This is a genomic window from Enterobacter sp. BNK-18 (assembly GCF_047456135.1).
In the GTDB taxonomy this organism is placed as follows: Bacteria; Pseudomonadota; Gammaproteobacteria; order Enterobacterales; family Enterobacteriaceae; genus Enterobacter; species Enterobacter ludwigii.
On the sequence record NZ_CP179899.1, the window covers coordinates 1,202,770 to 1,216,921 of the forward strand.

14 protein-coding genes are annotated in these 14,152 nt (G+C 55.7%); 8 read left to right on the top strand and 6 right to left on the bottom strand.

All coding sequences use genetic code 11. The features are described 5' to 3' along the window. Positions 1 to 115: 115 nt before the first annotated feature. Complete coding sequence (locus tag ACMGG3_RS05790) at positions 116 to 1,027, top strand: LysR family transcriptional regulator (RefSeq protein ID WP_414149677.1); 912 nt, start codon at positions 116 to 118, stop codon at positions 1,025 to 1,027. A gap of 353 nt (positions 1,028 to 1,380) precedes the next feature. Next, entirely contained in the window at positions 1,381 to 1,944 is a 564-nt protein-coding gene (smrA, locus tag ACMGG3_RS05795) for a DNA endonuclease SmrA (RefSeq protein WP_020884302.1), read from the top strand. A 37-nt stretch (positions 1,945 to 1,981) separates the two neighbouring features. Here the strand turns inward: smrA and tcp are convergent, their stop codons facing one another. Next, a complete protein-coding gene (tcp, locus tag ACMGG3_RS05800; protein WP_014169836.1) occupies positions 1,982 to 3,643 on the bottom strand; it encodes a methyl-accepting chemotaxis citrate transducer in 1,662 nt (553 codons plus the stop codon). A gap of 144 nt (positions 3,644 to 3,787) precedes the next feature. Here tcp and ACMGG3_RS05805 point away from each other — a divergent pair, with 144 nt between their 5' ends. The 3 genes from ACMGG3_RS05805 (at position 3,788) to umuC (ending at position 6,568) form a co-directional block, all read left to right on the top strand. Further along, complete coding sequence (locus tag ACMGG3_RS05805; RefSeq protein ID WP_414149678.1) at positions 3,788 to 4,654, top strand: aldo/keto reductase family oxidoreductase; 867 nt, start codon at positions 3,788 to 3,790, stop codon at positions 4,652 to 4,654. A 233-nt stretch (positions 4,655 to 4,887) separates the two neighbouring features. Then, positions 4,888 to 5,322, top strand: coding sequence for a translesion error-prone DNA polymerase V autoproteolytic subunit (gene umuD, locus ACMGG3_RS05810; RefSeq protein WP_014169838.1), 435 nt, complete (start codon positions 4,888 to 4,890; stop codon positions 5,320 to 5,322). Continuing rightward, positions 5,306 to 6,568 (top strand): translesion error-prone DNA polymerase V subunit UmuC, encoded by a 1,263-nt coding sequence (umuC, locus tag ACMGG3_RS05815; protein ID WP_025204329.1) that lies wholly within the window; start codon positions 5,306 to 5,308, stop codon positions 6,566 to 6,568. Before umuD ends, umuC begins: the two co-directional genes overlap by 17 nt. Before the next feature lie 7 nt (positions 6,569 to 6,575). Here the strand turns inward: umuC and ACMGG3_RS05820 are convergent, their stop codons facing one another. After that, the gene (locus ACMGG3_RS05820; RefSeq protein WP_104440210.1) at positions 6,576 to 7,457 is read right to left on the bottom strand and encodes a LysR family transcriptional regulator; all 882 of its coding nucleotides are present in this window, start codon (positions 7,455 to 7,457) and stop codon (positions 6,576 to 6,578) included. Positions 7,458 to 7,554: 97 nt separating this feature from the next. On the opposite strand from ACMGG3_RS05820, the gene ACMGG3_RS05825 reads away from it, so the two are divergent. Continuing rightward, positions 7,555 to 8,610 (top strand): SDR family oxidoreductase, encoded by a 1,056-nt coding sequence (locus ACMGG3_RS05825; protein WP_414149679.1) that lies wholly within the window; start codon positions 7,555 to 7,557, stop codon positions 8,608 to 8,610. 66 nt (positions 8,611 to 8,676) lie between these two features. Here ACMGG3_RS05825 and ACMGG3_RS05830 read toward each other — a convergent pair whose 3' ends face one another. Next, complete coding sequence (locus ACMGG3_RS05830; RefSeq protein ID WP_414149680.1) at positions 8,677 to 10,185, bottom strand: PLP-dependent aminotransferase family protein; 1,509 nt, start codon at positions 10,183 to 10,185, stop codon at positions 8,677 to 8,679. Between the two features lie 36 nt (positions 10,186 to 10,221). Here ACMGG3_RS05830 and ACMGG3_RS05835 point away from each other — a divergent pair, with 36 nt between their 5' ends. Further along, positions 10,222 to 10,989, top strand: a complete 768-nt coding sequence (locus tag ACMGG3_RS05835; protein ID WP_025204325.1) for an arylamine N-acetyltransferase family protein — start codon at positions 10,222 to 10,224, stop codon at positions 10,987 to 10,989. Positions 10,990 to 11,109: 120 nt separating this feature from the next. Here the strand turns inward: ACMGG3_RS05835 and ACMGG3_RS05840 are convergent, their stop codons facing one another. After that, positions 11,110 to 11,379: a hypothetical protein gene (locus ACMGG3_RS05840; RefSeq protein ID WP_014169844.1), complete on the bottom strand. Its 270-nt coding sequence runs from the start codon at positions 11,377 to 11,379 to the stop codon at positions 11,110 to 11,112. A 56-nt stretch (positions 11,380 to 11,435) separates the two neighbouring features. Then, positions 11,436 to 11,783 carry an HNH nuclease YajD gene (gene yajD / locus ACMGG3_RS05845; protein WP_014169845.1) on the bottom strand — a complete coding sequence of 116 codons (348 nt, stop codon included), beginning with the start codon at positions 11,781 to 11,783 and terminating at the stop codon, positions 11,436 to 11,438. A 178-nt stretch (positions 11,784 to 11,961) separates the two neighbouring features. Between yajD and ACMGG3_RS05850 the strand changes: the two genes are divergently transcribed. Next, positions 11,962 to 12,987, top strand: a complete 1,026-nt coding sequence (locus ACMGG3_RS05850; RefSeq protein ID WP_014169846.1) for an LLM class flavin-dependent oxidoreductase — start codon at positions 11,962 to 11,964, stop codon at positions 12,985 to 12,987. An 89-nt stretch (positions 12,988 to 13,076) separates the two neighbouring features. Here ACMGG3_RS05850 and ACMGG3_RS05855 read toward each other — a convergent pair whose 3' ends face one another. After that, the gene (locus ACMGG3_RS05855) at positions 13,077 to 14,120 is read right to left on the bottom strand and encodes an AI-2E family transporter (protein ID WP_014169847.1); all 1,044 of its coding nucleotides are present in this window, start codon (positions 14,118 to 14,120) and stop codon (positions 13,077 to 13,079) included. Positions 14,121 to 14,152: the final 32 nt, after the last annotated feature.

The following is a 14,152-nucleotide window of genomic DNA, read 5'->3' on the forward strand; positions in this document are numbered from 1 at the left end:
TCACTAACCGTTTTTTCACAGTTTTAACCGTTCAGGAATTACCCTCGCACATCCATTTCCATTAAAGTAGATGACAGTTTCTTTACTCTGATAAACAACGGTTATCGGTCGGGCTATGTCATTTCAGATTAAATTTCATCAAATCCGGGCGTTTGTTGAAGTCGCGCGTCAGGGCAGTATCCGCGGTGCCAGCAGGACGCTTAATCTTTCGCAACCGGCGCTGACCAAATCGATCAAAGAGCTGGAAGAGGGGATGGCGGCGCAGCTGTTTGTGCGCAGGAGTAAAGGCGTCGCATTGACCGAATGTGGGGAAGGGTTTTACTCGCGCGCCAGGCTGATTCTGGAAGAGTTACGCGCGGCGCAGGATGATATCCGCCAGCGCCAGGGGGAACTGGCCGGGCAGATTAACATTGGAATGGGAGCCAGTATTTCGCGAAGCCTTATGCCCGCGGTGATCACCCGCTTTCATGCACGACATCCGCAGGTAAAAGTCCGGATTATGGAAGGGCAACTGGTGTCGATGATCAATGAATTACGCCAGGGCGAGCTGGATTTCACCATCAATACCTATTATCAGGGGCCGTACGATCATGAGTTTACGTTTGAAAAATTGTTCGAAAAGCCTTTCGCCGTATTTTGTCGGCAAGGGCATCCGGCGACGGGCGCGACATCCATTACCGAATTGCTGAATTATAACTGGACAATGCCGACGCCACGCGGGAGTTATTATAAGCAATTAGAAGATGTTTTTACTCATCGCTCGCAAATACCGCGCATTGACGTTGTCTGCGAAACGTTTTCTTCCTGCATTAGCCTTGTTGCACAAAGTGATTTTTTAAGTATCCTGCCAAAGGAACTGGGCTGTGACCCGCTGCTGGCGCACCGTCTGGTTATGCTGCCCGTTGTCGAATCGCTACCTAAAGCGGCCTATTATTTAATTCAGCGCCGTGATTCTCGTCAGACACCCCTGACCGAATCGTTAATTACGCAATTCAGAAGAGAGGCGCGGAAAATAGTATCGGAGTGAAGCGGGGAGTAAAATAAAAAAACAGAGCCTGTCCGACATCAGACAGACCCTACAACACACAGCAATGCTTCCCTTCGCAGATCCTGAATGTTATATCCGTGAAGCAGGTTTATTTAATTATAACAGCTCACCCTCAAAAAGATATGTTTTAGCATCATTGATTCCACATTTTTTAACCTAAACTTTCTGTTTTATGTGTGCTGAAATTTAAGTTAAGTCGCGTTTAACTTTTGCGAAGAAATAATTTTTATATTCATCAGGTTAATATTTATGCCCTCATCCTGGGGGGCGGTTATTGAGGCCCATGCCTGGCGCAGGTATAGTACAGGCTCAGATGTAGCGGGAGGATGTCCATGAACCCTGACGACAAATCACTTTTTCTTGACGCCATGGAGGGTATCCAGCCCCTGAAGCGCTGCACGGATATTCACTGGCAGCCGAGCCGCAACACGCGGACGCGTCAGGAGATTGATACCGAGCAACTGGATAACTTCCTGACCCTGGGCTTCCTGGAACTTCTGCCCCTGGAGGAGCCGCTGGCGTTCAGACGGGAAGGGGTGCAACAGGGCGTTATTGATAAGCTCCGCTCGGGTAAATATTCCCGCCAGGCCAGCTTAAATCTGTTACGCCAGCCTGCCGAGCGTTGCCGGCAGATGCTGTTTTCCTTTATCCGCCAGGCTGGACGCGATGGATTACGTAACCTGGTGATCATTCATGGAAAAGGGCGGGAGCAGAACGCCCATCCCAACGTGGTACGCAGCTATCTGGCGCGCTGGTTAACCGAGTTCGAGGAAGTGCAGGCCTTTTGCGTGGCGCTGCCGCATCACGGCGGCAGCGGAGCATGCTATGTTTCGCTACGAAAGTCTGACGAAGCGAAACAGGAGAACTGGGAACGGCACGCTAAGCGCAGCCGTTAAGCGCTTCTGGCGGGCGAGACGTTCGCCCGCCTGTCACTCAGAAGGTTTCCCAGTTGCTGTCGGTGGCGGTGTTGGCCGTTGCCGGGCGTAACAGCTGTGGGGTTTTCACCGTGGCCGGGCGGGGCGCGGTGGCTTTTTCCTTTCCGTTCAGGCGAAACGCTGCCACAGCCTGGCGCAGTTGTTCCGACTGATCTTCCAGGGCCGCCGCCGCCGTGGCGGATTGCTGTACCAGCGCGGCGTTTTGCTGTGTGACGCTGTCCATCTGCGAAACGGCCAGGCTCACCTGTTCAATGCCGCGGCTCTGTTCATCGGACGCCGACGAAATCTCGCCCATGATATCGGTCACGCGGGTCACGGCGGCGACAATCTCCTTCATGGTTGCGCCCGCTTCGCTGACCTGCTCTGAACCGGTATTCACCCGGCTGACGGAGTTCTCAATCAGCCCTTTGATCTCTTTCGCCGCCTGCGCACTGCGGCTGGCCAGCGTGCGGACTTCACCTGCGACGACCGCAAAGCCACGACCTTGCTCCCCGGCACGCGCAGCTTCCACCGCCGCGTTAAGCGCCAGAATGTTTGTCTGGAAGGCAATGCTGTCAATCACGCCGGTAATGTGCGCAATTTGCTGCGAGCTGTCGGCGATTTCGGTCATGGTACGGACAACGTTATCCACCACGTGACCGCCACGGGCCGCCGTTTCTGAAGCGTTCTTCGCCAGTAGCGTAGCCTGACGGGCGTTGTCGGAGTTCTGTTTAACCGTTGCGGTCAGCTCTTCCATGCTGGCAGCCGTCTCCTCCAGCGAAGCCGCCTGTTGCTCGGTGCGGGCAGACAGATCGTTGCTTCCGGCGGCAATTTCACCTGCGCCTGTGTAAATGGAGTCGGTGCTACCACGCACGGCGCTGACGGTGGTCACCAGCGACTGCTGCATTTCATGCAGACCCGCCGCCAGTTGGCCCATCTCATTGCGGCCAGACAGGGCGATATCCTGCGTCAGATCGCCGCCCGCAATGGCGCGAATATGGTTCATAATCATGTGGAGCGGTTTTAACAGCAGGTGTTGTAAACCCTGCCAGATCACCACCAGCACCGCGATAACGGCCAGGAAGATCGCTGCCAGCGTCCATTGCATCTGGGTAAAGCTGCTCTGGTTCTCTTCGGTTGCGGCTTTCAGCAGGGTGTTGTTTTCGGCGCGCCAGCGGTTATACACCCCTTCCATATCGTCCTGGGCCTGTTGGGCATCCAGATCGCCATAGGCCTGGTAGTTGTCGGCACGCAGATACGCAATGGAGAGACGCATCACTTCATGCATCTGGCTCCATGATTTCTGCATTTCGTCGGTTAATGCCGCGTTCTGGCCGTTAACCTGCGGCATTTTCTGCCACTCTTTGTTATAGGCTTCCGCTTTAGCCAGAGAATCAGCCGCGGTGCCAAGCAGTTTGTTGATCGCCGCAAGGGACGCCGGGTCGCGCTGGTTTTTCAGGTAGCGGATCGCCACGCGGGTGACGGTGACGCGCGTTTTGATCAGCGTGTTCACGCTGTCGCTCAGGCTCTCCTGCTGGGCATTGAGCACCCCGGAGTTCTGGAAGTTATGGCGGTCGTTGCTGACGGCAGAGTAGAACAACCCTCCCGTGACAACTTGCAACAGACAGAATATGGTGAGAGCAAAGATAATACCGGTAATCACGTGCAGATTTTTCAGCATAGCGGTCGTCCGTTAGAGAAGATGCAGGGTTACACAAATACTATCGTCGTAGAGAAATTAAACTTTAATTTAACTCGCGCTTAACTACGGGGTCTGTTAAGGAACTCGTTGTAAATCCGGATCATTTTTATGAGGAAGGTCGACATGAGCAGCATTGATAAATGCGGGACGTACGCACTGGGATCGCGGACGGTTAAACGGCTTGGCTATGGCGCGATGCAACTTGCCGGGCCGGGCGTGTTTGGTCCTCCAAAGGACAAAAATGCCGCGCTGGATGTGCTCCGCGAAGCGGTGGCTGCTGGGGTGAATCACATTGATACCAGCGATTTTTACGGGCCGCATATCACCAACCAGCTGATCCGCGAGGCGCTTCATCCGTACCGCGACGATCTGACGCTCGTCACCAAGATCGGTGCCCGTCGCGGCAGTGATGCCTCCTGGCTGTCGGCCTTCTCCGCGCAGGAACTGACGCAGGCGGTACATGACAACCTGCGTAATCTGCAGCTGGATGTGCTGGACGTGGTTAATCTGCGCATCATGTTCAGCGCACACGGGCCAGCAGAAGGCTCAATTGCTGAACCTCTCGCCACGCTGGCCGAGTTACAACAGCAAGGTTTGGTGCGCCATATTGGCCTGAGCAACGTCACGGCCACCCAGGTTGCGGAAGCGCAGAAGATGGTGCAGGTGGTGTGTGTGCAGAACATGTACAACATCGTGAACCGTGGCGATGATGTGCTGGTGGATTCGCTGGCGCAGCAGGGGATTGCGTATGTGCCGTTCTTCCCGCTGGGCGGTTTTACACCCCTGCAATCATCCGGGCTGCAGGCGGTCGCTGATTCGCTGGGCGTAACGGCAATGCAGGTCGCGCTGGCGTGGTTGCTGCAACGTTCGCCGAACATCCTGCTGATCCCCGGCACCTCCTCCGTGGCGCATCTGCGACAAAATCTTGCGGCGGCGGAGCTGGTGCTGCCGGCTGACGCGCTGGAAATGCTCGATTCGCTGGCGGATTAAGCCAGACAGGCATAAGCCCAAAGCAGTACTTTGGGCTTTTTTGTCCCTCTTGAAACCTGAATGTCGCTGCCGCAGGCGTTATCTGGCTATTCTTTCGCCGATGCGCAGGATACGGCTGAATTAAATCCGCTCACACTTCAATGCGTTTGGGGTGACCCCCGTAAAGGACCTTGATCCTTGTCCATAATCCGTAATACTGTATTTATATACAGTATCTGGCGAGAAAGGCATTTATGGACACTCTCTTTTCTTATTATCCAAAGCAACCTCTTGAATTACCGTTATTTGTAGAACGCGTAGCGTGTGGTTTTCCAAGCCCGGCACAGGATTATGTGGAAGATCGTCTCGATCTTAACCGCCTGGCCGTCAGGCATCCCAGCGCGACCTACTTTGTGAAGGTGAGCGGAGACTCGATGATCGGCGTTGGGATCGGCGATGGCGATCTGCTGGTCGTCGATCGTTCGTTAAACGCCGTGCACGGGGATATTGTGGTGGCATCCGTCGCGGGTGAGTTTACGGTCAAAGAGCTGCAGACCCGCCCGATCCTGAGGTTAGTGCCGCATAACGTTCGCTATCAGCCGATCACGTTTCAGTCCGAAGAGGAACTGCAGATCTTCGGTGTTGTCACCCACACACTCAAAACGCATAAACATGTTCGCGCTGGTTGATGTGAACAGCTTTTATGCCTCCTGCGAGACGGTGTTTCGGCCCGATCTGCGGGGCAAACCCGTGGTGGTGGTCTCCAATAACGACGGCTGCATTATTTCGCTGTCGCGGGAGGCAAAGCAGTTCGATATAAAAATGGGCGAGCCGTATTTCAAATTCAAAGAGAAGCGCTTTCCCGCGCGGGTTTACGTCTTTAGCTCAAACTATGCGCTTTATGCCGATCTCAGCAGCCGGGTGATGCAGACGCTGACCGACTTTGCCCCGGCCATAGAGATTTACTCCATTGATGAGGCGTTTGTGAACGTTGCTGGCGTCAGCAACTGCATGGCGCTGGAGGCGTTTGGTCATCATATGCGCACGCAGGTGTTTAAAAATACGGGATTAACCGTTGGCGTAGGCATTGCCCCCACGAAAACGCTGGCGAAGCTGGCCAACTATGCGGCAAAGCGGTGGAGCAGCACGGGAGGCGTAGTGGATTTATCGGATCGCGAGCGGCAGCGTAAACTGCTGGCGCGCGTACCGGTAGAGGAGGTGTGGGGCGTCGGGCGGCGCATTACCAAAAAACTTAATGCGATGGGCGTCACCACGGCGCTGGATCTGGCACAAGCTTCCTCGTGGGTCATCCGCAAACATTTTAACGTTGTCCTGGAGCGCACGGCGCGCGAGCTGCGCGGCGAGCCCTGTCTTGATCTGGAAGAGTTTACGCCCACGAAGCAGCAGATTATCTGTAGCCGCTCGTTTGGACACCGTATTACGCAATACGAGGAGATGCACCAGGCCATTTGCGCCTACGCTGAACGGGCTGCGGAAAAGCTGCGCAGCGAGCATCAATATTGTCGCTTTATCAGCGTGTTTTTACGTACCAGCCCGCATGCGGACAACGAGGTTTATTACGGCAATCAGGCGTCTGTCACCCTGATGACGCCCACCAATGACTCGCGCGATATCATCCGTGCCGCCACCGATGCGCTGGGGCGCATATGGCTTGACGGCTATCGCTACATGAAAGCGGGGGTGATGCTGGCGGACTTTTTCAGTAGCGGCGTCGCCCAGCTGAATTTATTTGACGATAACCGTTTGCGCGCCAACAGCGCGGCGCTGATGGAGTTGATCGACAGCGTGAATCATTCCGGGAAAGGGAAGATATGGTTTGCCGGGCAGGGGATTGAGAAATCCTGGGCGATGAAGCGCGAGATGTTGTCACCGGCTTATACGACGCGGTACGCGGATTTGCCGGTAGCGAAGTAGACGCCGGTTATTTGGCAAGCGTCGGCAGGATTTGTTCGATCACCTGTATCACGCTTCTGACGCGTTGTGGGATAAAGCGGGCGTCGGGGTAGACGGCATAGAGATACCGGTCAGGTAACCGCCAGGCCGGTAATACCGGCACCAGCGTGCCGGCTTGCAACGCCTTTGCCGCAAGCGGCAGCTGCATGCCGCCAATCCCGAGGCCTGACTCCAGCGCCTGTAACAGGGCGTCACTGGTGTTGGCACGAAAAACGGTATGCACTTTCACGTCAATTGTTTCCTCACCGGCGATCAACCGTAGAGGCGCATCCCGCGGGATGCCGCTAAATCGCACATGGGGATGTGCCGCCAGTTCGCTGACGGAGTGTACCGCCTGAAAGCCGGGAGCAGCGAACAGCGCGGTTTCAATCCGCATCAGCAGACGTGCCGCATGCGATTGCGGAGGCTCAGCGCTAAGGCGTAGCGCGACATCCACCCCTTCGCTCACCAGGTCGGCGATGCGGTCATCCAGGGACAACGTCAGGTGCAACGCCGGATGCTGGCGCTGAAGCGCCAGCAGAGGGGGCAAAACGATCTGCCCCAGACCGCTTGGCAACTGAACATGGACGCTGCCCTGAAACTGATGATCGGCAGGGTTCAACCGTCTCTCCGCTTCCTGCATGGCATCCAGCAAAAGCTGCATATCACGGCGATAACGTTCACCCTGCTCGGTGAGCTTCATCATTCGCGTTGTCCGATGCAGTAATACCACCCCGAGCTCCTGTTCCAGGGCGGCAATCTGCTGGCTGACGGCAGACTGCTTCATTCCGCTCTGGCGAGCGGCTGCCGAAAAGGAACCCGCTTCTGCGACGCGCAGAAAGGTGGAAATGGCGTTGAGCTTATTGTTCATTTAATGTTTTTTCTTATAAGTGCCATCGAATTCAGGGGATATGTAGGGAAAAAATAATATATCACACTGTGTCTGTCACCCTAACTGGAGAAACACCGTGAATAAGATGCAGCCACAAAACGTCGCGCTGGTCGCTGGCGCCAGCGGGATCGTAGGCAGACAGCTCGTCAAAACGCTCCTGGACAACAAATGGCAGGTGATTGGCCTGAGCCGCCATGCCTTATCCCATCCTGATGCTATTTCGCTGATCAACGTGGATTTACTGGATGCGGAGGATAGCGCCAGGGCTTTGCAAGCCGCTGGCGAGATCACCCATATTTTTTACAGCGCCTGGATGAATGCCGGGAGCTGGGCGAAAATGGTTGAACCGAACGTCACGATGTTGCGTAACCTGGTCAGCAATATTGAAAAAACGGCGCCTTTGCAGACGGTAAGCCTGATGCAGGGATACAAAGTGTATGGCGCGCACCTGGGACCGTTCAAAACCCCGGCACGCGAAAGCGATCCGGGCGTACCCGGGGCAGAATTTAACGCCGCTCAGCTCGCGTGGCTCCGTGATTTTCAGCGGGGAAAACGCTGGCACTGGAATGCCATCAGGCCAGGCGTGGTGGGCAGTTCGGTGCCAGGCAATACCATGAACCTTGCGCTGAGCATCGCACTGTATGCGTCCCTGTGTAAGGCTCTGGGTTTACCTCTGCGTTTTCCCGGTTCGGAACAGACCTGGCACAGCATTGTTGATCATACTGACGCCGGATTGCTGGCGGAGGCAACGCTGTGGGCAGCCACATCACGTAGGGCTAACAACCAGGCTTTCAACGTGAATAATGGGGACATCTGGCGCTGGAGCGAGCTGTGGCCGCGCATCGCACGCTGGTTTGAACTGGACTCTGCGCCGCCGGTCAGATTGTCATTCCATCAGCTGTTTAAGGACTATCGTGCGTTATGGCGCGACATTGCCGGGGAGCGGTTGGTGGAGGCGGATATTTTGCAGCTGAACGACGGGCATTTTGCCGATTTTGTCTTTAGCTGGAATTACGACATGTTTGGCGACGGCAGTAAGCTCCGCCGGTCAGGGTTCACGCGAATGCAGGCAACCGATGAGATGTTTTTCAGCCTGTTCTCGCAGCTAAGAGCGGCACGTATTATTCCGTAAAAAAAGGGGAGTGCGTTTCTGACAGCAGTAAAAAACGCGAACCCGGATGCAGGGAGTAAAGAGCGCTCAATGTTCACTTTCTGGAATAAGGCCAGAGGAGCTGGCCAGTTCATGACAAAGCGCGCCAATCCGATCCACCGCATTCAGCAGGAGGGGCGTGGGTTCGTTGGCACAATTTAATCGCAGGTAATTCGTTAAGTGTGCGCGGGGGGAGAACAGCGGCCCGGGGCTAACGCCAATGTTCAGTGCCAGCGCGCGGCGGTGCACCTCCAGTGCATTCACCTGGTGTGGAAGTTCAACCCACAACAGGAAACCGGCAGCCGGCACGTTAACGCGCGTGCCGGGAGGGAAGCTTGCCTTGACGCGCGCAATGACGGCACCAATCCCTTCTGCGATGCGCCGCTTTAGCCGCCGCAGATGACGATCGTAGTCGCCACTGGCCAGGATTTCGCTCGTTGCGGCTTCAAACAGCGGCGCGCCTGCCCAGTCTCCGGCCATACGCGCCTGCAGGACCTGGGCGTGGTAACGTCCGGCCGCAATCCAGCCGATGCGCCATCCGGGCGCAAGCGTTTTAGACAATGAACTGCAGTAAATGACATTCCCGCTCTGGTCGAACGCTTTACAGGCCGGAGGACGTTGCCCTTCGCCGACCAGATCGCCATAAACATCGTCCTCAATTAACGGGATGCCTGCATCTTCCAGCAGGGCAACAAGTTCCTGCTTGCGGGGGACGGACATACTGGCGCCCAGCGGATTTTGCACGGTGGGCGAGGCCAGAACGGCCGCTGGATGATGGCACCGAATAGCATCGGCGAGCGGCGCCAGCAACAACCCTTCTTGAGGATCGGTTGGGATTTCCAGCGCCTTCAGGCCCAAATCTTCCAGCAGCAACAGCGTACCGAAATAGGCGGGTTGTTCTATCGCCACCACGTCGCCAGGCTGGCACACAGCCCGCAACGCCAGACGAAGCGCCTGTGTCGCGCCAGCGGTGATGATGAGATCCTCTGCACCAAAACGGCCGCCCCACTGCGCTGCCCGGGCGGCAATCTTACTGCGCAAATCAACCCGCCCCGGAGGCAGGCTATAGCTTTGCCCACGCGCTTCCAGACGTCGACCTGCAGACTGCAGCGCACGTTGCAGGGTATCGCCTGGTAGCCACGCGGGGTCGGGCAAGGCAGCCCCCAGCGGTACCAGCCGGGCTTCTGCACTACTGAATAACGAGCGCGCGACGGCTGACATTGTCACAGGCACGGGGCCGGGCAGGGAACGGTTGGGCTGCACGCATCGGGACAGGCGGGTCTGACGGACGTAGTAGCCCGAACGCGGACGCGCAACGATCAGGCCTTCGGCCTCAAGGCAGCGGAGTGCTTCCAGTGCCGTCGGGAGACTGACCTGTTCGCGCTCGGCCAGTTTACGTGCAGAGATCATCCGGTCGCCGATTTGCAACGCGCCTGAAGCCAGCGTAAGACGCAGCATCTCAGCAATCCGACGGTAATGGGGGGACGGGGCGGCCATGGGGATCTGTGCAGTCAAATTTTCGATAAAACTGACTATACAGCCAATGAAGTGCCCCATCTATAGTGTCCGGCATGTTCCAGACAAGGAGGCACTATGCACAGCGACAATTTCGATATTTCTGCCTATTTCAGGCGCATAAACTATACCGGCCCTGCGGCTGCCGATACTGCAACCCTGCATGCGCTTATGCGCCATCAGCTCTTTTCGATACCCTTTGAAAATGGGGATGTACAGGCGGGTAAAGTTGTCTCGCTGGTACCCGAAGACATTGCCGATAAGCTGTTGAGGCAGAAGCGCGGCGGCTATTGCTATGAGGTGAATGGGCTATTTGCGATGGCGCTGGAGGCATTGGGCATTCGCTGGCGTTTTGTCGCGGCGCGCCCGATGTTCTACCCGGTGCGTCGGCCTAAAACCCATATGGCACTCATTGCTGAGATTGACGGTCGTCAGTGGCTTTGTGACCTCGGGTTCGGTAGCTACGGCATCCGTGCGCCGATGGCGTTAGACATGCTTGATACGGATATCCGGCAGGATTTCGACACGTTCCGGCTGACCCGTAACGCGGAGGGTGAGTATCTGCTTCAGGCACGGGTGGAGGGTAAATGGGCCAGTCAGTACGGCTTTGACCTCTCTCCTCAGGAGTGGATTGATTTTGTGCCTGCCAACTACCTTAACTCCACGCACCCGGACGCCATTTTTGTGCAGAAGCTGCTCGTCGTACAGCATCGCCCGGAAGGACGCCAGATTTTGCTGGGTAACGTGCTGAAAACGATCACCGCGCAGGGCGTTGAAACGCAGCAGCTGGCAGAAGATGACATTGCCTCTGTACTGAAAAATTGTTTCGCGCTGACGGTTGAGTGATCCGCAGGGGGACGCTGGACTGTAACGAGTCTGCGCATGCGTCCCCGGCTTATCATCGACAATGCGGACTGTTAAATACAGAGGCTACCTGAGACGTCTTCAGGGCAGAAACCGTATCCGCTACGTAAAAAGCGTCGTAATAATCAACCCTATAATATACAGGGAAAGGATGCCCTGGATGCTACTTAAAGCCCACCGCAAGTAGCGCCACTGGTAGCGTTCTCTGGCATTGGCCTCGGCAATGGGGCCGGTAGCGTCAGGGGCTTCTTTTCTGAAGCGCTGCAGGGTTTGATGACACCACCACACCAGCAGTAATACCAGCACGGTTTTCGTGAGCAGTGAGCCATAAGCATTGAAAAAAACGTCCCAGTAGCAACGGAGTGTATCCATATCCTTTTACCTGTAACTGTGAGGCCCATATGACGAAGAGGGGCAATATTAGGGAATTATTTTTTCTTATTCATCATCGCTTTTAGATCGGCAAACGGGTTGAAAGTGGCCACGCCCATGTCTTTTTGCGCGTCTTCACCCGCCACAACGGTAGTACCGTACTGATCTGCTTCGGTGTATTTCGAGTGTTCATGGTCGTGGCAAAACAGGCACAACAGCTCCCAGTTGCTGCCATCTTCCGGGTTATTAGTATGATCGTGATCGATATGGTGAACCGTGAGCTCGCGCAGGTTTGAATAGACGAACTCGCGTGAGCAGCGTCCACAGACCCAGGGATAGATTTTTAATGCCTTTTCACGGTAGCCACTTTCCAGTCGCGCGTAGTTTTTAGGGATCAGAGCCATTGCCGGTTTTACCTGCCAGGGAAAAAGAAAGACGCACTATATCTCATTATGGGGCGTCATTGCGATCCGCTCAATTCTGTCAATTTATTTGAATTATTCCGTTAAATAAAGGGCATTTATTCTCCCCGGGTAATGCGTAAAGTAGAGATAACGCAAAGCATCATCAGGATATCTCGTTATGAAAAAGATCGGCTTTTTGTCATTTGGTCACTGGACACCGTCACCTCAGTCCGGCACGCGTTCCGCGGCGGACACCCTGTTGCAATCCATCGACCTGGCCGTCGCCGCTGAAGAGCTGGGCGCAGATGGTGCCTATTTCCGTGTGCATCATTTTGCCCGTCAACTCAGCTCTCCGTTCCCCTTACTGGCGGCGATCGGTGCCAAAACGAAAAGCATCGAAATCGGTACTGGTGTGATTGATATGCGCTATGAAAATCCGATGTACATGGCGGAAGATGCGGGCGCGGCGGATTTAATCTCCGGCGGACGTTTGCAGCTGGGGATCAGCCGGGGCTCTCCGGAGCAGGTCATTGATGGCTGGCGTCATTTTGGTTATGTCCCGCAGGAAGGGGAAAATGAATCAGATATGGCACGCCGACACACCGAGGTACTGCTTGAGGTGCTGCGCGGAGAAGGGTTTGCAAAACCGAACCCACAACCCATGTTCCCAAATCCACCGGGACTGCTGCGCCTGGAGCCACATTCCGAAGGTTTACGTGAGCGCATCTGGTGGGGCGCAGGGTCGAACGCGACAGCGGTATGGGCTGCAAAACTGGGGATGAACCTGCAAAGCTCAACCCTGAAAGATGATGAAACCGGTGAGCCATTCCATATTCAGCAGGCAAAACAGATCCGCGCCTACCGACAGGCCTGGGCGGAAGCCGGGCATACTCGTCAGCCGCGCGTCTCGGTCAGCCGCAGTATTTTCGCGCTGATGGACGATCGTGACCGTATGTACTTCGGCGCAAGCCGGAATGACAGCGATAGCGTGGGTTACCTTGATGAGAAAACGCGCGCCATTTTCGGACGCAGCTATGCCGCTGAGCCTGAAAAGCTGATTGAGCAGTTGAAACAGGACGAAGCGATTGCCGAAGCGGACACCTTATTGCTCACCGTGCCGAACCAGCTCGGAGTGGATTACAACGCGCATGTTATCGAATCCATTCTGAAGCATGTTGCACCGGCAATGGGATGGCGCGAGTAGCTATTTTGTTGTGCGCCGAGCGCGAAGGCCGTAACGCCTGCCTGTCTCGTCACCCCCGGTAAGGGGGACGAGGCAGGCATCTGCGGAGGTTATTCGACTGGCTTATGGCTCATATCGCTCAGCAGCACGGCGATACTTTGCCCGCCTGCCGTCTGTTCGAGGCCAATCTTCACAATGATGGTCAGCGGAACGGAGAGCAACATGCCGACCGGGCCGAGCAGCCATCCCCAAAAGATAAGGGACAGAAATACCACCAGCGTGGACAATCCCAGACCACGCCCCATCATGCGTGGCTCAAGAATGTTCCCGAACACCAGGTTAATCACCAGATACCCGGCCAGCAGAATCAGCGCATCATAGAACCCACTGAACACCAGCACCTGCAGAATAGGGGGAATGGCGGCCAGCACCGAACCGATGTTGGGGATATAGTTGAGCGCAAAGGCCAGTAATCCCCAGACGAACGCAAACCGGACATCCAGCGCCATCAGCATTCCCCAGACCACGGCCCCGGTGACCAGGCTAATGGCGGTTTTCAGGACCAGATAGCGGGAGACGCTATCCAGCGCGCGTTGAATCGCTCCCATGCCTTCAACCGGACGGACCATTATTTGCTGCAGTTTTGCGGGCAGTTGCGGCACTTCCAGCAGCATGAACACCACCGTTAAAAACAGCAGGAAAATCGAGGTCATGGCGTTAGAGAGCTGCGCCAGCAGGCCGGTGACGAGGGTCATGGCGGCATTCGGATCAATGTACTTCAGCAACTCCTCAACGGACACTTCGATTCCCGCACGCTGCAGCCAGGGTTCAAGCTGCAACAGCGGTATCGCCAGCGACGAGCGGTATTTCGGTAACGTTCGCGTCAGTTCATTCAGGGAGGTGCCGAGATAAGCGACCAGCAGCACCATGGCAATAATAATGATGCTGATAAGCATCGTGATTGCCAGCACGCGCGGGATGCGGAACCGCGTCATGCGCTGTATGAGCGGGTTAAGGATCACCGCAATAAACAGGGCCAGAATAAACGGCACGATGATGTCGGCGGCAAAACGAACGCCCGTCAGTATGATCACCAGCATGCCCAGCATGATGACAATTTTTAGCCCGTTCAGGGTAATGATGGGTTTAGCCATGGGGGTTCCTGAATAATATTTTTATTTATAAT

What these genes read in the sequence shown, in the direction of transcription:
- ACMGG3_RS05790 (WP_414149677.1), top strand. Translation starts at nt 116, where the DNA reads ATGTCATTTCAGATTAAATTTCATCAAATCCGGGCGTTTGTTGAAGTC.
- smrA (WP_020884302.1), top strand. Translation starts at nt 1,381, where the DNA reads ATGAACCCTGACGACAAATCACTTTTTCTTGACGCCATGGAGGGTATC.
- tcp (WP_014169836.1), bottom strand. Translation starts at nt 3,643, where the DNA reads ATGCTGAAAAATCTGCACGTGATTACCGGTATTATCTTTGCTCTCACC.
- ACMGG3_RS05805 (WP_414149678.1), top strand. Translation starts at nt 3,788, where the DNA reads ATGAGCAGCATTGATAAATGCGGGACGTACGCACTGGGATCGCGGACG.
- umuD (WP_014169838.1), top strand. Translation starts at nt 4,888, where the DNA reads ATGGACACTCTCTTTTCTTATTATCCAAAGCAACCTCTTGAATTACCG.
- umuC (WP_025204329.1), top strand. Translation starts at nt 5,306, where the DNA reads ATGTTCGCGCTGGTTGATGTGAACAGCTTTTATGCCTCCTGCGAGACG.
- ACMGG3_RS05820 (WP_104440210.1), bottom strand. Translation starts at nt 7,457, where the DNA reads ATGAACAATAAGCTCAACGCCATTTCCACCTTTCTGCGCGTCGCAGAA.
- ACMGG3_RS05830 (WP_414149680.1), bottom strand. Translation starts at nt 10,185, where the DNA reads ATGGGGCACTTCATTGGCTGTATAGTCAGTTTTATCGAAAATTTGACT.
- ACMGG3_RS05835 (WP_025204325.1), top strand. Translation starts at nt 10,222, where the DNA reads ATGCACAGCGACAATTTCGATATTTCTGCCTATTTCAGGCGCATAAAC.
- ACMGG3_RS05840 (WP_014169844.1), bottom strand. Translation starts at nt 11,379, where the DNA reads ATGGATACACTCCGTTGCTACTGGGACGTTTTTTTCAATGCTTATGGC.
- yajD (WP_014169845.1), bottom strand. Translation starts at nt 11,783, where the DNA reads ATGGCTCTGATCCCTAAAAACTACGCGCGACTGGAAAGTGGCTACCGT.
- ACMGG3_RS05850 (WP_014169846.1), top strand. Translation starts at nt 11,962, where the DNA reads ATGAAAAAGATCGGCTTTTTGTCATTTGGTCACTGGACACCGTCACCT.
- ACMGG3_RS05855 (WP_014169847.1), bottom strand. Translation starts at nt 14,120, where the DNA reads ATGGCTAAACCCATCATTACCCTGAACGGGCTAAAAATTGTCATCATG.